Annotated in this window: 13 protein-coding genes and 1 pseudogene; 9 read left to right on the forward strand and 5 right to left on the reverse strand. The window is 62.6% G+C overall.

Going from position 1 to position 20,425, the window contains the following annotated elements:
• The first annotated feature begins 17 nt into the window (after positions 1–17).
• The 5 genes from ACFPMG_RS30000 to ACFPMG_RS30020 all read left to right on the forward strand — a co-directional run bounded on the left by ACFPMG_RS30000 (position 18) and on the right by ACFPMG_RS30020 (position 6,412).
• Entirely contained in the window at positions 18–2,021 is a 2,004-nt protein-coding gene (locus ACFPMG_RS30000) for an acetyl-CoA carboxylase biotin carboxylase subunit (RefSeq protein WP_376999106.1), read from the forward strand.
• Positions 2,022–2,023: 2 nt separating this feature from the next.
• Complete coding sequence (locus ACFPMG_RS30005; RefSeq protein ID WP_376999108.1) at positions 2,024–2,923, forward strand: hydroxymethylglutaryl-CoA lyase; 900 nt, start codon at positions 2,024–2,026, stop codon at positions 2,921–2,923.
• 31 nt (positions 2,924–2,954) lie between these two features.
• Positions 2,955–3,782: a universal stress protein gene (locus tag ACFPMG_RS30010; protein ID WP_376999110.1), complete on the forward strand. Its 828-nt coding sequence runs from the start codon at positions 2,955–2,957 to the stop codon at positions 3,780–3,782.
• Between the two features lie 49 nt (positions 3,783–3,831).
• Entirely contained in the window at positions 3,832–5,493 is a 1,662-nt protein-coding gene (locus ACFPMG_RS30015; RefSeq protein WP_376999260.1) for an electron transfer flavoprotein-ubiquinone oxidoreductase, read from the forward strand.
• Positions 5,494–5,650: 157 nt separating this feature from the next.
• The gene (locus ACFPMG_RS30020) at positions 5,651–6,412 is read left to right on the forward strand and encodes an SDR family NAD(P)-dependent oxidoreductase (RefSeq protein WP_376999112.1); all 762 of its coding nucleotides are present in this window, start codon (positions 5,651–5,653) and stop codon (positions 6,410–6,412) included.
• Between the two features lie 5 nt (positions 6,413–6,417).
• On the opposite strand, the gene ACFPMG_RS30025 is transcribed toward ACFPMG_RS30020, so the two are convergent.
• The 5 genes and pseudogenes from ACFPMG_RS30025 to ACFPMG_RS30045 form a co-directional block, all read right to left on the reverse strand.
• Positions 6,418–7,644 carry a serine hydrolase gene (locus tag ACFPMG_RS30025; RefSeq protein WP_376999114.1) on the reverse strand — a complete coding sequence of 409 codons (1,227 nt, stop codon included), beginning with the start codon at positions 7,642–7,644 and terminating at the stop codon, positions 6,418–6,420.
• 105 nt (positions 7,645–7,749) lie between these two features.
• A complete protein-coding gene (locus tag ACFPMG_RS30030; RefSeq protein WP_376999116.1) occupies positions 7,750–8,145 on the reverse strand; it encodes a PRC-barrel domain-containing protein in 396 nt (131 codons plus the stop codon).
• Positions 8,146–8,401: 256 nt separating this feature from the next.
• Positions 8,402–8,844 (reverse strand): annotated as a pseudogene (locus ACFPMG_RS30035) (ISKra4-like element ISAzba1 family transposase); the annotation flags it as partial.
• Positions 8,845–9,029: 185 nt separating this feature from the next.
• Entirely contained in the window at positions 9,030–9,449 is a 420-nt protein-coding gene (locus tag ACFPMG_RS30040) for a phosphopantetheine-binding protein (protein WP_376999118.1), read from the reverse strand.
• Positions 9,450–9,502: 53 nt separating this feature from the next.
• Positions 9,503–13,504 (reverse strand): amino acid adenylation domain-containing protein, encoded by a 4,002-nt coding sequence (locus tag ACFPMG_RS30045; protein ID WP_376999120.1) that lies wholly within the window; start codon positions 13,502–13,504, stop codon positions 9,503–9,505.
• A 378-nt stretch (positions 13,505–13,882) separates the two neighbouring features.
• On the opposite strand from ACFPMG_RS30045, the gene ACFPMG_RS30050 reads away from it, so the two are divergent.
• From ACFPMG_RS30050 to ACFPMG_RS30065, 4 genes are all read left to right on the forward strand, one after another.
• Positions 13,883–15,169, forward strand: coding sequence for an HlyD family secretion protein (locus tag ACFPMG_RS30050; RefSeq protein ID WP_376999122.1), 1,287 nt, complete (start codon positions 13,883–13,885; stop codon positions 15,167–15,169).
• Complete coding sequence (locus ACFPMG_RS30055) at positions 15,170–17,335, forward strand: peptidase domain-containing ABC transporter (protein WP_376999124.1); 2,166 nt, start codon at positions 15,170–15,172, stop codon at positions 17,333–17,335.
• Positions 17,336–17,490: 155 nt separating this feature from the next.
• On the forward strand, positions 17,491–19,128 hold the full coding sequence (locus tag ACFPMG_RS30060) for a hypothetical protein (RefSeq protein ID WP_376999126.1): 1,638 nt from the start codon (positions 17,491–17,493) through the stop codon (positions 19,126–19,128).
• A complete protein-coding gene (locus tag ACFPMG_RS30065) occupies positions 19,125–19,616 on the forward strand; it encodes a toxin-activating lysine-acyltransferase (RefSeq protein ID WP_376999128.1) in 492 nt (163 codons plus the stop codon). The genes ACFPMG_RS30060 and ACFPMG_RS30065 overlap by 4 nt, the downstream gene beginning before the upstream one ends.
• Positions 19,617–20,425 lie beyond the last annotated feature (809 nt).

Here is a 20,425-nt window from a genome sequence, read left to right on the forward strand (position 1 = left end):
CCATGGTTGAGACAGGCATGTTCGACAAGATTCTGATCGCAAACCGTGGCGAGATCGCCTGCCGCGTCATCCGCACCGCCCGCCGCATGGGCATCCGCACCGTCGCCGTCTACTCGGAAGCCGACGCCCGCGCCATGCATGTGGAGATGGCCGACGAGGCCGTCTGCATCGGCCCGGCGCCGGTCGGCGAGAGCTACCTGCGCGGCGATGTCATCCTTGCGGTCGCAAAGCGCACCGGCGCCCAGGCCATCCATCCCGGCTACGGCTTCCTGTCTGAGAACGCCGGCTTCGCGGCGGCTTGTGCCGAGGCCGGCGTGGTCTTCATCGGCCCGCCGATCGAGGCCATCCGCGTCATGGGCTCTAAGGCGGAATCCAAGCGCGTGATGTCGCAGGCCGACGTCCCGCTGGTCCCCGGCTTCCACGGCGAGGCCCAGGACCTGGAAACGCTGACCGCGGAGGCCGAGCGCATCGGCTATCCGGTGCTGGTCAAGGCGTCGGCGGGCGGCGGCGGCAAGGGGATGCGCGTGGTCCGCGCCGCCGGCGAGTTCGCCGACGCGGTGGCTGGCGCCAAGCGCGAGGCCAAGGCCGCCTTCGGCGACGACAGCGTGCTTCTGGAGAAGTATCTGGGCCGTCCGCGCCATGTCGAGATCCAGGTCTTCTGCGACACCCACGGCAACGGCGTCTATCTGTTCGAGCGCGACTGCTCGATCCAGCGCCGCCACCAGAAGGTGATCGAGGAGGCCCCGGCCCCGGCCCTTCCCGACGACCTGCGCCGCCGCATGGGCGAGGCCGCGGTGGCCGCCGCCAAGGCGGTGAACTACGTCGGCGCCGGCACGGTGGAATTCCTCTACGAGGACGGCGGTTTCTACTTCATCGAGATGAACACCCGTCTTCAGGTGGAGCATCCGGTGACCGAGAAGATCACCGGCCAGGACCTCGTCGAGTGGCAGCTGCGCGTCGCCGCCGGGGGCACGCTGCCGCTGATGCAGGACCAGCTCACCCGCCGCGGCCACGCCTTCGAGGCGCGTCTTTATGCGGAGGACCCGCAGCGCGAGTTCCTGCCGGCCATCGGCAAGCTCGTCCGCCTGCGCCCGCCCGCCGAGAACGACCATGTCCGGGTGGACACCGGCGTCCGCGAGGGCGATGAGGTCACTATGTTCTACGACCCGATGATCGCCAAACTGATCGTCTGGGACGAGGACCGCGACGCCGCACTGCGCCGTCTGCGCGTGGCGCTCGCCGCCTACGAAGTCGTCGGGGTGACCACCAACGTGGCCTTCCTCGGCGCCATCGCCGGGCATCCGGCCTTCCGCGCGGTGGAGATCGACACCGGCTTCATCGAGCGGCATCGCGCCGATCTGCTGCCCCCGCCGGCCCCGGTGCCGGATCGTGGCTTGGCCATCGCGGCGCTCAGCGTGCTGCTCCGCCGCAACGCGGACGCCCGCAAGGCCCGCCGCGCCGCGTCGGACCCCTGGTCGCCCTGGCTGTCGGCCAGCGGCTGGCGTCTCAACGACGACAACCACCACGACCTGCGCCTGATGGATGGCGACACGCCGCGCGCCCTGACCCTGCATTTCCGCCCCGACGGCTACGAGATTGAGGTGGAGAGCCGCCCGGCCATCCGGGCGGAGCGGGTGACGCTCGACGGCGAGACGCTGACCGCCAGCATCGACGCGGTGCGCACCCGCGCCACGGTGGTCTGCCAGGGGCTGGACCTGACCATCCTGTCGGACGGGGCGGTGTGGCGCCTGCATCTCGACGACCCGACCGCCCGTGCCGCGGAGCAGGAGGGCGGGTCCGGCCGCCTGACCGCGCCGATGCCGGGCACCGTCGTCCGCGTGCTGGTCGAGCCCGGCCAGACGGTGGAGGCCGGCACGCCGCTGATGCTGCTGGAAGCGATGAAGATGGAGCACACCATCAAGGCCCCCGCCGCCGGCACGGTCAGCGCCGTCAACTTCGCGGCGGGCGATCAGGTGTCCGAAGGCGTGGACCTGCTGGTTCTCGACGTGGCGGAGGGATGAGCATGCGCCTGCCCAGGAGCGTCCGCATGGTGGAGGTCGGTCCGCGCGACGGCCTCCAGAACGAAAAGCAGATCGTCCCGACGGCGGTGAAGATCGGTCTAGTCGACCGGCTGACCGACGCCGGGCTGACCGCCATCGAGGCCGGCAGCTTCGTGTCGCCCAAATGGGTTCCGCAGATGGCCGACACGCCGGACGTCTTCGCCGGCATCCGGCGCAAGGAGGGGGTGCGCTACGCAGCATTGACCCCGAACGCCAAGGGGCTGGAGGGCGCGCTCGCCGCCCGCGCCGACGAGGTGGCGGTCTTCGCCGCCGCGTCGGAGAGCTTCAGCCGGAAGAACATCAACTGCTCCATCGCCGAAAGCCTCGACCGCTTCGTTCCGGTGCTGGAGCAGGCGAAGGCCCAGGGCGTGCCGGTGCGCGGCTACGTCTCCTGCGTGCTCGGCTGCCCCTACGAGGGGGAGATCGCGCCTGCGGCGGTGGCCGAGGTGGCGGGGCGGCTGCTCGACATGGGCTGCTACGAGGTCTCGCTCGGCGACACCATCGGCACCGGCACGCCGTCCAAGGCCCAGGCGATGATCGCAGCGGTGGCGGAGCGCGTGCCGATGGAGCGCCTGGCAGTGCATTTCCACGACACCTACGGTCAGGCGCTCGCCAACATCCTGGCGACACTGGAGATGGGCGTGGCGGTGGTGGACAGCTCGGTCGCCGGGCTGGGCGGCTGCCCCTACGCCAAGGGGGCGTCGGGCAACGTGGCGAGCGAGGACGTGCTCTACATGCTGAACGGGCTGGGCGTCGAAACGGGGGTGGACCTCGACCGGCTGGTGGCGGCTGGCGCTTATATCAGCGATGCCATCGGCCGCCCGACCGCCTCGAAGGTCGCCCGCGCGCGGGGATGTGCGTAAAACACGGGGAAAGAGGGAAGGGAAGGGCGCCATGAGCTTCACGAACCTGCTGGTGCATGTGGACGACAGCGACCGCTGCGGGGAGCGGCTGACCGTCGCCCTGACCCTGGCGCAGAAGCATGGCGCCGCGCTGACCGGCCTGTTCGCGCAGAGCGACAGTTCCGGCGCCGGCATCGTCACGCGCAAGGCCGGCCCGGCGCTGACCCAGGCGGCGCAGCGGGCGCGGGAAATGTTCGAGGAGAAGGCCCGCGAGGCCGGGGTGACCACGCGCTGGTGGCAGCTCAGCCACGGTGAATACGGCCATGTCATTGCCGAGACGGTGATCTGCTCGCGCTACGTGGACCTCGCCGTCTTCGGCCAGCACGACCCGGAGGACAGCCGCGTCCCGGCGGACCTGCTCGAAGAGGTGGTTCTGAACGCCGGGCGCCCGATCCTGGTCGTGCCGCACAGCGGCAGCTACTCGCAGCTCGCCGACCGCCCGGTGATCGCCTGGAACGGCAGCCGCGAGGCTGCCCGCGCCGTCAACGACGCGCTGCCGCTGCTGAAGCAGGCGAGTTCCGTGCTCCTGCTCGCCTTCCACACCCAGCCCCGGGCGGAGGGAGGCGGCACCGTCCCGCAGGTCGACATCCTGGAGCATCTGGCGAGCCACGGCGTGACGGCCACGCAGGAACGCATGACCATCGCCAGCATGACCCCCATGGACGCCGTGTTGTCGCGCGCCTCGGACCATGGCGCCGATCTTCTGGTGATGGGCGGCTTCGGCGGCTATGGCGGCTCGCTGTTCCCGCTGTTCGGGCGAGGCAGCAACACCCGCCAGATCCTGCGCCAGATGACCCTTCCCGTTCTGTTGTCGCATTGACCGACGTTGTTCGCACGAAACAAGGAAAGAAGAAGAAATGGCTGACGAGATGGCTCGCGACCCGCGCGAGGTGATGGAGTACGACGTCCTTGTCGTCGGAGCCGGCCCGTCGGGCCTGAGCGCGGCCATCCGCCTGAAACAGCTCGCCAACGAGGCCGGGCAGGAGCTGTCGGTCTGCGTCGTCGAGAAGGGCTCGGAGGTCGGCGCCCACCTGCTCTCCGGCGCGGTGTTCGAGCCGCACGCGCTCGACGAGCTGATCCCCGACTGGAAGGAGAAGGGCGCGCCGCTAACCACCCCGGCCCGCGAGGACCGCTTCCTCTTCCTCACCGAGACCAAGGCCTACAAGTCGCCCTTCGCCCCGCCGCAGATGCACAATCACGGCAACTACATCATCAGCCTCGGCAACCTCGCCCGCTGGATGGCCGGGCAGGCCGAGGAGCTGGGTGTCGAGATCTATCCCGGCTTCGCCGCGGCGGAGGTGCTTTACGACGACACGGGTGCGGTCAAGGGTGTCGCAACCGGCGACATGGGCATCGGCAAGGACGGAGAGCGGACCGCCAACTACACGCCGGGCATGGAGCTGCACGCCAAGCAGACCATCTTCGCCGAAGGCTGCCGCGGCTCGCTGACCAAGACGCTGTTCGAGCGCTTCGACCTGCGCCGTGACGCCGACCCGCAGACCTACGGCATCGGCATCAAGGAGCTGTGGGAGGTCGATCCCGCCAAGTCGCAGCCCGGCCTGATCGTCCACACCATCGGCTGGCCGATGGACCCCAAGACCTACGGCGGCTCCTGGCTCTACCACATGGAGGGCAACCTGGTGTCGGTCGGCTTCGTGGTCGGGCTCGACTACGAGAACCCGCACCTGTCACCCTTCGAGGAGTTCCAGCGCTACAAGACCCACCCGGCGATCCGTCCGACCTTCGAGGGCGGGCGGCGCATCGCCTATGGCGCGCGGGCGCTCAGCGAGGGTGGCTTCCAGTCGATCCCCAAGCTGACCTTTCCCGGCGGTCTGATCGTCGGCGACGCGGCGGGCTTCCTCAACGTGCCCAAGATCAAGGGCAACCACACAGCCATGAAGTCGGGCATGCTGGCGGCCGAAGCGGTGTTTGAGCTGCTGTCGGCCCAGACCAATGGCGAGGCGCCGGCGCGCGAGGCGGTGGTCTATCCGGAGAAGCTGAAGGCGTCCTGGGTGTGGTCGGAGCTGCACGCGGTGCGCAACATCCGTCCGGGCTTCCAGAAGGGGCTGTGGGCGGGTCTGGCCAACGCGGCCTATGAGACGGCGACCAAGGGCAAGTCGCCGTGGACCTTGCATCACCGGCACGGCGACCATGAGACGCTGAAGAAGGCGTCGGAGATGCCGAAGATCGCCTATCCCAAGCCGGACGGGGTGGTGTCGTTCGACCGGCTGTCGTCGGTGTACCTGTCGAACACCAACCACGAGGAGGACCAGCCGGCGCACCTGACGCTGAAGGACGCGTCGGTGCCGATCGCGGTCAATCTGGCGCTCTACGACGCGCCGGAGACGCGCTACTGCCCGGCGGGCGTGTACGAGATCGTGCGGGCGGAGGACGGCAGCGCCCCGCGGCTGCAGATCAACGCGCAGAACTGCGTGCACTGCAAGACCTGCGACATCAAGGACCCCACCCAGAACATCAACTGGGTCGTCCCCGAGGGCGGCGGAGGCCCGAACTATCCGGGCGGGATGTGACGCCTCAACCCTCTCCCCTCTGGGGAGAGGGTGGTCCGGAGGGCCGGTGAGGGGGATGAGCGATTTGAAGCGTCCGGCATAAGCGCAACCCCCTCACCCTAACCCTCTCCCCAGAGGGGAGAGGGGACTTCAATAACGTTATCAGGGAGAGAGCGCGATGCAGATCAACGGTCAGGCCGCCATCGTCACCGGTGGCGCCTCCGGCATGGGGGCGGAAACCGCGCGCCATCTGGCGAAGCTCGGCGCCAAGGTCACCGTGCTCGACATGAACGAGGCGGCGGTCAAGCAGGTGGCCGAGGAGATCGGCGGCCTGGGCCTGCTGTGCGACGTGTCGAGCGCGGAATCGGCGGAGAAGGCCGTGGCCGAGGCCCGCGCGGCCCATGGCCCGGCCCGCATCGCGGTCAACTGCGCGGGCGTCGCCCCGGCCAAGCGGATCGTCGGACGCGACGGTCCGATGGCGCTGGACGACTTCCGCAAGGTGATCGAGGTCAACCTGATCGGCACCTTCAACATGCTGCGCCTCGCCGCGGCGGACATGGGCACGCTCGACCCGCTGGAATCGGGGGAGCGGGGGGTGATCGTCAACACCGCCTCCGTCGCCGCCTATGAGGGGCAGATCGGGCAGGCCGCCTACGCCTCCTCGAAGGGCGGCGTCGTCGCCCTGACCATCTGCGCCGCCCGCGATCTGGCGCGCAGCGGCGTGCGCGTCATGACCATCGCGCCCGGCCTGATCGGAACTCCGATGCTGCTGAACATGCCGCAGGAGGTCCAGGACAGCCTCGCCGCCACGGTGCCCTTCCCGAAGCGCTTCGGCCAGCCCTCCGAATACGCCCGCCTCGTGCAGCATATTCTTGAGAACGAAATGTTGAACGGCGAGGTGATCCGGCTGGACGGCGCCATCCGCATGGCGCCGCAGTAAGGCCCTTATCGGCTCTTCTCCGCGCTGCGGAACAGCGTGGAGAAGAGCAGGGCGAGGCGGTCCTCCGGCTGCGGTCGGTCGCCGTTGGCGGTGAGGACCGCGCAAACCTGCCGGCCATCGGCGGTGATGCCGGCGGCCGACAGGTTGAGCACGCCGAACTCCGAACCGCCCTTGTAGCCGCTCCAACGCCAGCCCTCGACCGCCACCAGCGGCTCGGGAGAGCCGTTCAGCGCCGGAGCGTCCCGCAGTTCCAGCAGCAGGCCGCACAGTTCCCGCGCTGTCAGATACCATTCGGCGTCCCGCCACGTCGCCCTGGGCAGCAGGTCGGACGGGGAGGGCAGGGGAACTCCCGCCAATTTGTCGAGGATGACGCGCCGCTCCTCCGGCGTGCCTGCGCCATAGGCGGTGCGCTTGGCCTCCGCCCCCTTCGCGGCCAGCCGGAACAGGGCGCCGGTGGTCAGGAAGGGGATATTGCGCGGGCTGAGGCGTTCCATCGCCGCCGGCCCGAGAAGGCGGATCAGCGCGTCGGTCGCCGTGTTGTCGCTCTGCTGGATCATCAGGGCCGCGAGGGTCTCGACAGTGACCGGCGTTCCCGGCGCGAGCCGTTGCAGGACGCCCGTGGGCAGGGAGCGGTCCGCTGCATCGAGAGGAATAACGCGGTCGCGGGTCAGGGTTCCGTCGCGGATCGCCTCTTCATAGGCTTTCAGAACGATCAGCTTGACGGCTGACCCCACGGCCATCGGCGCGCCGGCGTTGCGGGACGCCAGTTCCTTGCCATCCACTAGGAGCAGGACGGCGCTCTCGCCCACGGCGCTTGTCGCGATTCGCTCGGCGAGCGCCGCCGGATCCCCGCGCGTGGGCTGGGGCGGTCCGAAGAAAAGCCCGGCGATCCGCCCCGTTCCGTCGAGCGTGACCGTGAAGGGCACCTCCGCCCGCTCCAACTCGACCCGTCCGCTCTGCGCGTGCTCATGGACGGCGATCAGCCCACCAAAATCGCCTTTCAGGCCGGACACCAGCGCGGTGACCTGATCGACGCCGACCACCGACAGGAAGGAGGGCGCGAACCAGCCCGATTCGAGCGATGGCCCGACGAACAGCCGCCCCACCGCGTCCTTCGGTGCGATCGTCTGTGCCTGGGCGGGCAGAACGAGGAGGCCGGCACCGATCAGGATCGCCAGACACGCGGGGAGGGCGCGCCATGAAAATCGACACCGGGACAGCGAAACCACCATCGCCCTTTCCCCCTTTCTCCGCACCGCGTCTGCAGATACAGCGAAAAGGGTGAAAGGACAACCAATGGGCGATCAGCGCCGCTGTCCGTCCGGACCAGTTCCGCCTCAATCGTCCCAGATCGGCAGGGTGCCGAGCTGCGCGTTCGTCAGCGCGGTCGTCAGGGTCCGCCCGTCGTCGCGAAGCTGGTCAAGCCCGACGATCAACTCCTTGTCGCCGATCCCCACGCCATGCTCCACATCCACCACGAGCGCGACCGGTTGCCCGGAGGCGTCCATCAGCACCTCCTCGACCTCACCGATCTTCGTGCCGTCCGGCCCGAAGACGTCCATGTCGTCCAACTGCCCGACCGTCCGCTTGAGGGACGGCACCATGACGTTGTTGTCCTTCACCTCCCGATAGGCGTTGGCCGGGTTGGCGATGGCGGCGCTCTGTTGGGCGAGCGAGGGACCGGCCGCGATCATGACGAGGGCGACCGCCGTTGCGGAAAGGAGCTTTCTCATCGTGTTGCTCTCCTGCTGCTGACCGTGCAACAACATCAATCCACCGGCACGGTTCCAACCGATGCGCCGGTGCACACCGTCCGATTGTGCAGGAGCCGTCTGTCCATGATGGCATAAGGCGCGACCGACCAGCGGGGTGGCCCGTACGCCGGCCAGGCGGGCGCCCCGCGGTGCGGTCGTGCGAGGCGGGGTGTCGTGAGGTGATGAATAAGAGTGCCGTAATGTCAGACGAGACCGTCGCCAACCTCGGGGGCCTTCACGCCGCAGTGCGGAATGGCCGACGGGCGTATGGCTCGGTGGCGGAGTGCTCTGATGCGAAGGAGCCGTTCATCACCGCAGTACGCACCTTAAGTATCCGGTGGGCGCCCATGCGCCGGTGCCGCAGGCGTTGGACCGTGCTTGCGGTCGTCGCTGTGGAGATGGGCTCGCCCCGGTGCCGGCCCGCGGCATAGTCGATGATCAGGTCGGCCTGTCCGGCAACGTAGGTCAGAGCGCGCAGCAGAGTTGTCACCTTCCGAGCCTGCCGGTTGTCGGCGGCTTCCAAGAGGGCGTCGAGCTCGGCCAGGGGGAGCCTGTGCGTTCCACGGCGGCCGGCACCGCCGTGGCCCAGCCCTTGACCGCTTGCGCCACGTGCTGGACCCGTATGGACAGATGAAACCAGTCGAGGACGTGGCGGGTCGGACCGACACTGATAGACGATGCATACGGACAAGACGCCGCAACGCATCATCTCAGGTTATGTTGGGCGGCTCCGGTGCGCGCATCTTCGGAGATCACATGCGGCTTCACAGCGCCGCCCTTGCCCACCACCTCCACCATAGCCCGCCCTTTATTGCGCCCCCAACGCGTTTTACCGTCCCCCCAGGTTCGAGACGATTTTTGTGTCAACAATCCTGCAGAGATGCAGATGCGACTTGATCGGTGGGCGAGGGGGTTTGCCGTGAAAGCAGGGCCCACCAGTCGCTCAATGTGGGCTGCATCGAGAATTCGGCGATGCCGACGCTGTACCCCGCATCATTGAGTGCGGACACAATCATCATCAGATGGAGAGAATCAAGACCCATATCGTAAAGATCTTCATCCGGCTCGATGTCTTGATCCGTCCGCATGGTATCGGTGACAAGCGCCGCCAAATCGGATGGATGCGAAAGGGAGAAGGGCACGTCCTGTCCGAATGCGGCTGGGTTTCGGCAAAAATTCGGCTCTTCCTGAAGGGGTGAAAAAATATTCCATTGCTCATTAATATCGTATATATAGGAATCTTTGGTGTCTTTGTCGATACTCTTGTCATTTTCTTTGATCACGATTTTCCTCATTTGTTTTGTTGATCGAAAAGGCAGATGGTCACAATGATTGCCTAACGCCCTTGTTCCGCGAGATAGAAATCAATCTCCTGGGCTATGACCCGCATCGCGGGTGGTCGCACGAGCGAGGGATGATCGCTGTCGACATCGACGTTCCGGATCGTACCCCCGACATGGGCCTTCCAGGAGTCGATGCGCAACCAGCTCTCCGCGCGCGGCCGCGCCGCGGTGAAGAAGAGCATGTTTCCCCCAAACCGATGGTGTTCGGTGGTCCGCACCAAGCGACGGCTGTTGATGACCACGTCCACAAGCCGGTCCAGGGTTTTGTCATCCAGACTTCCCAAGGCATTGCCCTCGGCGCGCAACTGGTCGATGACGCAACTGCGCTCCAGGCTGACCCCCGCGGGCAGGGTCAGGGACGGGATGCCGTCTCGGTAGGGAGGGGCAAGGCCGGCGATATAGAGGAGGGCGGCCAGGGCCGCCTGTTCGGGGTCGGTTTCGTCCGGCGGCGCGTTGTCTCGCCACAGGTCGCTGGGAAAGGCGTCCAGAAGGGCCAGGAGCTGAACGGACTCCCCCGCCTGTTCCAGAAGAGCCGCCATGGTGTGGGCTATCATGCCGCCGACCGACCAACCCAGCAGACAGTATGGTCCCTTGGGCTGGTGTCGGCGGATCTGCTCGACATAGTCGCGGGCGATATCCACCATCGATGACATCGGCGGCGCGCCCGGCCTCAGCCCGCGTGCCTGCAGGCCGATGATGGCGCATCGTGTCTTCAAGAAGCGCGACAGTCCGCTGTAGCACCAGGCGATGCCGCCAGCCGGATGCACGCAGAACAGGGGCGGGGCGGGATTTCCGCCGGGGGCCGCTCCGCGCAGGATCAGTATCGGATCGAGCACGTCCTGCACCAGCTGTGCGCCGTTGGTGGACGCCAGACGCGCAGGCGTCGGAGCGGCGAAGACGGTGGCGATGGAAGTGTCCCAGCCTATGACGTCCTTCACGCGGCGCGCCAACCGGACGGCCGACAGGGAATGGCCTCCCAGGTCAAAGAAGTTGTCCTGGGGGCCGACACTTTCCACGCCGAGAACCTCGGCGAACAGTTCGCAGAGCCATTGTTCGTGCAGTGTCCTGGTTTCACCCTGGTCCGAGGAGGAGGTGGCAATGGGTTTGGGCAGGGCCTTCCGATCCAGCTTTCCGGTAGAGGTCAGGGGCAATCCCGGAAGAAGCACGATCTGCGCAGGAACCATATAGCTTGGCAGCCACTCGCGGCACCGGGCCTTGATCCTTGCCACGATGTCGTCAGAGGGGTGGCCTTCGGTCTGGATGACGGCGTAGCCGATCAGATGCTCGTCATGGACGGCGGCGGCGGCGGCCTGCACCCCCGGGCACTGCCGGATCGTCTCCACGATCTCGTCCAGCTCGATGCGCAGGCCACGCAGCTTGACCTGGAAATCGGTCCGGCCATGGTAATGGAGCACGCCGTCGTCGCTCCAACTGGCCAGATCCCCGGTGCGATACATGCGGGTATCATTGGCCATGATGGGAAAACGCTCTCCGGTCAGGTCCGCCCTGCCGACGTAGCCGCGCGCGAGGCCGCGACCGGAAATGAACAACTCGCCCACCGTGCCGATCGGCGCCGTCTGCCCATGGGCGTTCAGGATGTGGATTGCGGTGTTCCAGATCGGATGGCCGATGGGTACGGCGGCCCGCCCTTCGCCTTTGCGGCAGCGCCAGGCGGTGACATCGATGGCAGCCTCGGTCGGGCCGTAGAGATTGTGCAACTCCGCGTCCAGCGTTTCGAAGAAGAGATCGTGATGCTGCCGGCTCAGGGCTTCCCCGCTGGAGAACACGCGCCTGATGCTGCCGAATTCCCGGCGGGGCCGGGTCCGGACGGAGTCGAGAAAGACGGCCAGCATAGAGGGGACGAAATGCATCGTGGTGATCGCCTCCCTCTCTATGACGTCGCAAAGATAATCGGGATCGTGATGGCCTTCCGGCCGCGCCATCACCAGCGTGGCGCCGACGATCACCGGCCAGAAGAATTCCCACACGGACACATCGAAATGAGCCGGCGTCTTTTGCAGTACCCGGTCTGCGGCCGTCAGGGGATATCGGTCCTGCATCCAGAGCAGGCGATTGACCACGGCGTCGTGTTCCACCACCACCCCCTTGGGTTCGCCGGTGGAGCCGGAGGTGAAGATGACATAAGCGGCCCGGTTCGGGCTCCGCGGCTGGAAAGTCCTGGGCGTTTCTCCGGGATGAGCGAACTCCGGCAGGCGGTCGACGAAAAGCAGGTCAACGCCCTCGGGAAACCGATGGGCATCGGATGCTTGGGTGATGACCAGACGGGACTCGGCGAGGCCGAGCATCCGTTCGATGCGGGCCGGAGGATGTTCATCGGCAATGGGCATGTAGGCCGCCGACGCCTTGTGGACGGCCAACAGGGCGACCTCCAAATCGACCGAGCGCGGCAGTGCCACGGCGACGACGGCCTCGTCGCCGTGCATCCGCTCGCCGATCAGAACGGCCAGGCGCCGCGCCCGTGCATCGAGTGTCCGGTAATCGAGCTGGACACCGTCGGCTATGACGGCCGTCCGGCTGGGGGTCAGCGCGACCTGACGTTCGAACAGGGTCGCGAGGTCCGTAGGGTCCACTGGGTGGGAAGTGGCGTTCCATCCGTTCACAACGGCGCATTCCGCGGCGGTCGCCAGAGGAAGAGTGGCAACCGGCTCATCCGGACGGGCAATCAAGGTGTCCAGCCAGGCGCCAAGGCGGTCGGCATGGGCCCGGGTCTGTGCCGGGGTGTAGAGCACCGGATTGGTGTCCAGCGTCAGACGGCAGGAATCGCCGCCGGTGCCCGTTTCGATGGTCAGCCGCAGGTCGTCCACCGGCCCCTGAGCAAGGTGATGGACGGTCGCGACGCATCCTGGAAAGAGACCGGAGGGAAAGGGAGGCAGGATGTTCACCAATGGCCCGAACAGCGGGCGCCCGTCCCGCATGGTCTTCAACTCACGGACAAGATCCTCGCACCGGTAGCGCTGATGGCGCGCAATTGTCCGGATTCCCTGGCTGGTTGCCTGGAGCCAATCCATGAAGGAAGCGTCGGCCCCCGGTGCCAGGTGGAGCGGCAGGACATTGACTCTGGTGACCGGTATCCGTATGGCCTGCCCCCTAGGCCTGCCCATCATCGGAAATCCAAGGGTGGCCGTCTCGCTATCGGTCATCCGCGCCAAGTAGCATCCGATTGCCGCGACCAGAACCTCCGGCACCAGAGAGCCGGTTCGCCGGCCAATCCGCTCCAGGCCACGGTACAGATTCGGCGGCAGAGACAGCTTCGCCTGTCGCGATGCCGCCCCTCCCCTGGCCCAGCGTCCGGCCAGGGTGGTGGGAGAGCCTGAGTCCCTAAGATACGCCTTCCAGAAGCGCCGATCGGTCTCGCCTTCACCGGACTGCGTGTAGCGCTGCTCCTCCTCGATCATTTCGACAACAGTGCCGAACCAGGAGGCCGTCAGTGGAGTGCCGTTGCGAAGCGACGCGTAGTGCTGAGAAACGCGACTTTGGAACAGACCATAACAGTGAGCATCAAAAACAATGTGATGGACGGACATGAACCAGAGTGCATGGTCGTCGCCAAGAATAATAACGGCGATACGGTACAGATCGTTGCTTACTAGATTTATCTCCTTGTTCATTCTCCGCATGTAATCCCAGGCGGTTTTGTCGGGAGCCGAATCGGATCTCAGATCTATGAAGGATACAGGCTCGGAGATGGGATCAATACTTTGCTGCAAGGGGCGGCAGTCATCGGCTAGGAAGCGGACATGGAGAGGTCCGCACTCGTTCACAGCGCGCAGTATGCTGCGATGGAGCGTTCGACAGCACAGCGGGCCACGGAGTTCGACGCACTGGGAAGTGGTATACGCCGTTCCAGAATCATACAGATTATCCGAAAACCATACCCCTTCCTGACCTTTAGAGAGAGGAAGCGCCACGCCTATACAGTCGGAAGGCATTACCGTCATCCCCGGTGCGTATCTGTTGTTGATTATCATTCTCATATAACCTATAGGGGTAGCATGATCAACCGTTAAAAGATTTTGGCGGTAGCATGCAAACGTATTGGTGGTGTCTTCGGCATGAGCGATCCGGGTGTTGGATGCGGATCGTGACCGGTTCCTATGGTTTCCAGGGGCGCGGCTTGGAGGCGTCAAAACCGCCGCACAAAAGAATTTCTTCAATGCGTCAATGGCTTGAGATCAGTCATCAATCTGCTCGACCATGGTCGCCAGCGACGGAATGTTGGGAAAACCGATCGACGGTTGGATTGGCGGGAAGCCGTTCGCGCTCCCTCCTCGTCGGTCGGGTGGCTTGATCAGTCCGTATCGACTCCCTTGGGCTCGGCATATTCAAGGCATTGATTGACCGGCAGCGGAAAAATGGACGAATCCATGTCAGACAAGCCGCTTTTTAGAAACGATTTCATAAAATCAAGAGATTCGAAAGGCATTGGCACCGTTATTGATATCGGGAAAACCCCATTGACTTTTGCAGCTGCGTTCCTCGTTTTGTGCTCCCTGTCCATTGCATTGTTTATAGTATTTGGTACCTATACAAAAAGGACCTCGGTCTCCGGCCAGATTGTGCCGGTCGCTGGGCTCATGAAGATCTATGCGCCACAGTCAGGACGGGTCATCGAAAGAAGAGTCAATGAGGGGGAGGAGGTTAAGAAAAACGACATTATATTTTTGCTGTCTGGCGAAAGAGACAGCGCAACTCAAGGCGCAACTCAAGAAATAATCAGCAACCAAATTAGATTAAGATTAATCAGTCTCAACAATGAAGAAGAAAGAACTAAAATATCTTTTAGGGATGAAGAAGAATATCTGAAAAAACAGATACGCATCATGAAAGATGAAATAGAAAAATCTGATAAGCAAATTACCATAAGAGAAAAGATACTGTTGATTGCGCGAAAAAATTTCGAAAGGTATCAAGATCTTCACAATAGCGGATATGTTTCGCGTGAGCGGTTTGAGGAAAAATCCATAGGCAGGCTGGACGAGGAAGCGCATCTGGAATCATTGAGGAGGGAGCATCTGCGTCTTAGCCGTGACTTGGTCGACCGGCAAAACAGCCTCGACAACCAAGCCGTGCGGTATTCCAATCAATTGGCTGAGATCGCGCGCAGCATCGCATCGGCCCAAGCGGAACTCGCGGAAAGCGAGGTGCGCCGCGAGATCGCCATTCGTGCCCCCCAATCAGGGGTCGCAACGGCCGTCACCGCGATGGAAGGCCAAGTGATCGATGGAAGCCGTCCTCTGGTCAGCATCGTGCCCGGCGATGCCGAGCTGGAAGGCCATCTCTACGCAACGAGTCGGACGATCGGCTTCGTCAAACCCGGCGATGCGGTGCGCCTGCGCTATCATGCCTTTCCGTATCAGAAGTTCGGGCAGTACCAAGGGCGCGTCACCAGCGTTTCGCGAACCGCCCTTCCCGTATCGGAATTCACCGACTCCCCCGGGCTGGCGTCGTCCGGCCTCACGAACGCCGCCGAGCCGTCTTACCGCATCACCGTGCATTTGCAGGACCAGGCGGTCGTCGCCTATGGCGCCAAGCAGCCGATTCGGCCCGGCATGTTGGTGGATGCCACGATCGAGCAGGAAACCCGCCGCCTTTACGAGTGGCTTTTGGAGCCTTTGTACACTTTAAAGGGAAGCCTCTGAATGTCCGTAATCGACAGAATCCATCTGGGCTTCCGGCGGCGGATTCCGGTCATCCTTCAAGTCGAGGTGACCGAATGCGGGCTGGCCTGCCTGGGAATGGTCGCCGGCTATTACGGGCATCGGACCGACATGGCGACCTTGCGGGGGCGTTTCCCCACCTCGTTGAAAGGCGTGACGCTTGCCCAGTTGAACGCCCTGGCCGCCGGCCTGAATTTGGCGTCCCGGGCCGTCCGGCTTGAACTGGAGGATATTCCGAACCTGAGACTGCCATGCATCCTGCACTGGGATCTCGATCATTTCGTTGTCCTGAAAGCGGTGGGAAAGACCCACGCCGTCATCATCGATCCGGCCTTCGGCGAACGGCGCATAACCACCCAGATGCTCTCGAAAAGTTTTACCGGTGTCGCGCTTGAGCTGTGGCCGGGAGGCGATTTCAAGGCAAAGAAGGATGTTGCCGACATTCCCGTCCGCCAACTTTTCGGGCGATTTGCTGGAATTTGGCCGCCCGTCATCAAGATAATACTGCTTTCTTTTTCTCTTGAGCTTTTTTCTGTAATAATGCCGCTCATCCTGCAGCTCGTCATTGACAACGCAATTGTTTCGGGCGACAGAGATCTTCTTGAGACGATGGGTATCGGATTTATTCTTGTTTTATTATTAAGCAATTCCGTACAGTATATAAGAAGCTATATAATTATGCATTTAAGCACGAGCATATCATTCCAGATAAAATCAAATATATTCAGTCATATGTTAAATTTGCCGATTCGGTATTTTGAAAGTCGGCATGTTGGCGATATCGTGTCCAGGTTCGGGTCGGCAGATGTGATACAAAAGACTCTGGCGTCATCATTCTTCACGGTTCTTCTTGATGGCACCATGGGTGTTATCGTCTTGATCGTGATGTTTGCCTATAGCCAGCTTCTGGCTTTCATCGTGATCGGCGCATCCGTGCTGTATGGGCTGATACGCTGGGCATGGTTCGGCCCGATGCGGAACGCCAACGAGGAGTTGGTGATCCACACGGCCAAGCAGCAGACCCATTTTCTTGAGACGATACGGGGCATCAAGACGATAAAGCTGTTTCAGCGGCAGGCCACCCGGGTCGATGGATGGCTCTCCTTCCTGGTCGAACAGGTCAACGCCGATCTCCGCACCCAGCGTCAGAAGATCGTCTATCAGGCGGTAAGCGGAACCATCTCAGGACTTCAGAACATCGTCGTCATATGGGTCGGCGCCCACATGGTCATGGATGGGCAGTTCACCGTCGGGATGCTGATGAGCTTCAGCGCCTACAAGAACCAGTTCGACAGTCGCATCACCAGCCTCATCGAAAAGATGGTCGAACTGCGTATGCTGCGCCTCCATGGCGAACGCTTGTCGGACATCGTCTTTTCCCAGCCCGACAAGGAAAGTGGATCTCCGGTACCCGCCAAGGACAAGGCCGGCCCCCCGGTGGGGCTGGAACTGACCAATGTCTCGTTCCGCTATTCGCCCACCGAATCTCCCATCCTCACCGGAATCAATCTGAGGATCGGAGCCGGCGAATCGGTCGCCATCGTCGGCCCGTCCGGGTGCGGCAAGACGACCTTGATGAACGTCCTTCTGGGAGCGCTGGAGCCTACGGAAGGTGGGCTGAGCATCGATGGCAAGGTGGGTGGTGTCGCACGGCTTCGGCAAATATCCGGCGTGGTCACTCAGAACGACACCCTGTTTGACGGTTCCATCCTGAACAACATCTGCTTCTTCGACCAAAGTCCCGATCGTGAATGGGCCGCCCGTTGCGCAATGATGGCGGCAATCCACAACGACATCATCATGATGCCCATGGGATACAATACGCTGGTCGGCGATATGGGGGCGATCCTCTCCGGAGGGCAGAAGCAGCGCGTGCTGCTTGCCCGGGCGCTGTACGGCCGGCCCCGGATCCTGTTCCTCGACGAAGCGACCAGTCACCTCGATCCGCGCTGCGAGCAGGAGGTCAACGCCTCCGTCGGGATGCTCAAGGTAACAAAAATCATCATCGCCCATCGGATTGAGACGATCAGCAGCGTCGATAGAGTTGTGATGCTGGAAAAAGGAAAAATAATAATAGACGAAACAGCCAGCGCGTTCAGGGAAAGAATTGTAGGGAATGAGAAATTTATGATGAGTTTTCAAGGTTGAATTAATGAAGGCCAATTATCATGAACAATGCTCAGTCCATATTTTCCGGAGTGGGTGGAGTGGAGTTCTCCGCCTTCCAGCTTCGCCGGAGCTTCGCCCTTTGGACAAATCCCAGGCTGTCGGTTCCTGGCATGGATCTGAGGAACCACGCCTACATGATCAAGGATGAGACGACCGCAGGAGACATCGCCGATGTTTCCCGGACGTTCATCGCGGAACGGTATGGCGGGAAAGGCATCGCGGAGAATGGCGGGGGAGCCCGTTGCGGCTATGACGGAGCGGTCCAGATCAAGGGAATCGGACCGAACCCGCTTGTCGGCGAGGGTGTCGGGGCTGCTCATTCCGATGGCGCGATGAGCGTGCGCGATGGGCTGTACGAAGCCCTGTGGTCGGAGATCATGGAAACCGTCCTGCCATTCGGCTGCGTCGGGATCATCGGCGTGCTGGGCACGGGGCTGGACTGTGTGGACCACATCAGCGGCGAACGCCGCCGCCGCGGTCTGTTGATCCGCCAGCCCTGCATTCGCCCGGCCCATTTTCAGAGAGCGCTGACGTTCCGGCCATGCGGGTCATTCGCGGACATGACCGGCACCGATGCCATTCGCGTGCGGACGGCGATCTCGAAACTGGCCACACGGCTGCCCAGACCGGAGGGCGTGACGGACGCCGCATGGCGGGATCTGTCCTTTTCCGGGGCGTGCCGGGTGGGGTTGGAGGAATTGGCGCGCCGTCTGGCCATCCAGATGGCGGTGTGCCAGTCGCGTTTTCTCAAGTCAGGCACTTCGCCGTCCAACGTGTCCATGGATGGTCGGCTTCTGGACTTCACGTCTCTGACATCGGTGCATCCCTCGGATGTGAGGGCGGGTGACGGATCCGCGTCGAAATACGACCTGATGTGGTCGGAGCATATGTTCCTGCTGGAAGGCCTTCTGGAAATCGCATTCCACGTCGGCAAGGCTGCGCAGAAGCAAGCCTTCCAGGAAATGCCGCCGCCCGATCTCATCATGGTCCGTTTCTTGCGGACGTTCGAATTGTCGCTCTGCCGGGAATTCCTGTTCCTATGCGGCTTCCCTGCTTTCGTCGTCGATGCCTGCCAAGGGCCCGAGATGTTCGATTTGGGCAGGATCGTCATCGCGATCTTCCAGCGCTATGCCACGGGGATCGCCATGACGGGCGGCAACCGACTGCTGCTAGGGGCCGACGACAGCCTGTTCGGTGAGATCGTCTTGCGGCTTCTGGCCGGTGACGATGCCGGGCGATCGTCCATCATGGACGATTTTATGTTCGGGCATCATCTGCGCCGCGACCTGATCACCGCTTTCGATCGCGCCTTCCAGGCCGTGCATCCGGTCTTCGCCGACGGGCGGACGAATCGGTCCAGTCTTGCAAGGGCTATGCTGATCAACGTCACGCGGGCTTCCCGATCACGGTCTTTCCTGCGCAAAGCCGTCATGATGGAAACCATCGCGAGGTTCGCCGAAACGCGGGCGGAGGAGGAGGCGGTTTCCGAAGACATCCAGTCCTACTTCTCGCGGACCCGCAGTCTGGCGCGCGTCCATCTCGAAAACGGACCGGAACCCGACGTGCTGTTCTGGGCAGACCAGGGCGCCGGCCAGGACGTGGAGATTCGATACAACCTGTCGACGGGTCTGTTCGAGCGTCGCAGTGACGGCATGGTCAAATCCTGCCCGGCCGAGCACCTGATGCAGTGCGAAGACGATCTTCAGGGAATGAACTCGGTTTATGGTTCCCGGTTCTGGGAATTGTTCATGTCTTTGGGAGATGAGCGATGAGCGTCAGCGAGACGTGCCGGAACGAATGGTTCCGCCAATCATCTGAAATGATGGGACATGCCGTCCATTGCATGCTGGGCAACAAGAACTATAGCCTGTTCTCCATTGTCACCTTGAGGGCATGGACCGAGCATGCGATTGCCCAGAGGCAGATGAAAGTGTTCTTCGATAAGTTTGGCGGGCCCATCGGTTATCTCACCTGGGCTTGGTTGACCGATGACGTGGCCGAAAGGATGATGACGGACAAGAGGTTTCTTCTCCATGCCACGGAATGGAGCGAAGGAAACAATCTCTGGATCATGGATTTCTGCTGTCTTCCAGGCAATGCCAGACGAATCGTCCGTCATATCCGCACAACCATGTTCAGCGATTGCGGAACGGTGAACTGGTTGCGGCAGGGACGACGGAAGGACGGCGGTTCGAACCGGCTATGGCTCGACCGAACCCAGGGAACACTCGGCCGTCAGCCTTTGCCTATGCCTCAATGAGCATGAAATCGTTCATCGAGGAGGATGGCAAACGATACGAGTGCACCCCCGCGCGGTTGCGTTACGGCCTTGCGGCGCCAAGCCTCTGCGAACTCCGTCGCCGCATCCATTGGTGTTCTGGAATGACCATTATCTCGTATCAATGAATTTAATCACTATGAATTGAGTGCTTTTTTCGAGAAAATACTAAGAATCAACTCGCCATAAAGGTGAAGAGAGAGTATTGTCGGCAGAACAAATAACGGAAGTCATTTTGTTGGACAGACATCGCCGGGGATCATTTGATCTGGTACAGCGATAGGAGCTGAACCATCTGCTTCAGGCACCGCGAAAGCATCATCGACAGTCTGAAAGTTGCAAGAGGGGGTTTCTATGATGGGTAGTATATTTGGGAAACAAAGTGTCGGTCACCATCGATCGCCCCGGTGGTTACGATTTTCGCTATCAATTGTGCTTTTTATACAGTCATTCCGCCTGATATATTTGGGAAATGATTACGGAGGATCGGATGCCGTGCTTGTTTACGCGGTGATGTCTGTATTGTTCTTTGGATATATGGAAATATCCGTAAATAAACGCACGTGGAAGCCTATGGCCGAGGCCGCGGTATGTCTCTTCTTGGCCTTTTTCATCGATGGAAACATATCGAAAGAAGTGCAAATACACCAGAATTTGAGCGCTGCACTCTCCGCCTTTATTGGAATTGTATTCCTTTACGGGGCCTTTGTGGGAAGCGCGAAAAATTACTGAATTTGATCATTACACCTTCGCCATCCGGTGAGTGTCATGATTGTCTGAAAAAACATAGA

The sequence above is a fragment of the Azospirillum himalayense genome (genome assembly GCF_042657465.1).
Taxonomy (GTDB): domain Bacteria; phylum Pseudomonadota; class Alphaproteobacteria; order Azospirillales; family Azospirillaceae; genus Azospirillum; species Azospirillum himalayense.

Bases quoted from the DNA above. Each gene is read 5' to 3' on its own strand.
- ACFPMG_RS30025 (WP_376999114.1), bottom strand. From the start codon at position 7,644: ATGGTGGTTTCGCTGTCCCGGTGTCGATTTTCATGGCGCGCCCTCCCC.
- ACFPMG_RS30055 (WP_376999124.1), top strand. From the start codon at position 15,170: ATGTCCGTAATCGACAGAATCCATCTGGGCTTCCGGCGGCGGATTCCG.
- ACFPMG_RS30020 (WP_376999112.1), top strand. From the start codon at position 5,651: ATGCAGATCAACGGTCAGGCCGCCATCGTCACCGGTGGCGCCTCCGGC.
- ACFPMG_RS30030 (WP_376999116.1), bottom strand. From the start codon at position 8,145: ATGAGAAAGCTCCTTTCCGCAACGGCGGTCGCCCTCGTCATGATCGCG.
- ACFPMG_RS30010 (WP_376999110.1), top strand. From the start codon at position 2,955: ATGAGCTTCACGAACCTGCTGGTGCATGTGGACGACAGCGACCGCTGC.
- ACFPMG_RS30060 (WP_376999126.1), top strand. From the start codon at position 17,491: ATGATCAAGGATGAGACGACCGCAGGAGACATCGCCGATGTTTCCCGG.
- ACFPMG_RS30065 (WP_376999128.1), top strand. From the start codon at position 19,125: ATGAGCGTCAGCGAGACGTGCCGGAACGAATGGTTCCGCCAATCATCT.
- ACFPMG_RS30045 (WP_376999120.1), bottom strand. From the start codon at position 13,504: ATGAGAATGATAATCAACAACAGATACGCACCGGGGATGACGGTAATG.
- ACFPMG_RS30015 (WP_376999260.1), top strand. From the start codon at position 3,832: ATGGCTCGCGACCCGCGCGAGGTGATGGAGTACGACGTCCTTGTCGTC.
- ACFPMG_RS30050 (WP_376999122.1), top strand. From the start codon at position 13,883: ATGGACGAATCCATGTCAGACAAGCCGCTTTTTAGAAACGATTTCATA.
- ACFPMG_RS30005 (WP_376999108.1), top strand. From the start codon at position 2,024: ATGCGCCTGCCCAGGAGCGTCCGCATGGTGGAGGTCGGTCCGCGCGAC.
- ACFPMG_RS30000 (WP_376999106.1), top strand. From the start codon at position 18: ATGTTCGACAAGATTCTGATCGCAAACCGTGGCGAGATCGCCTGCCGC.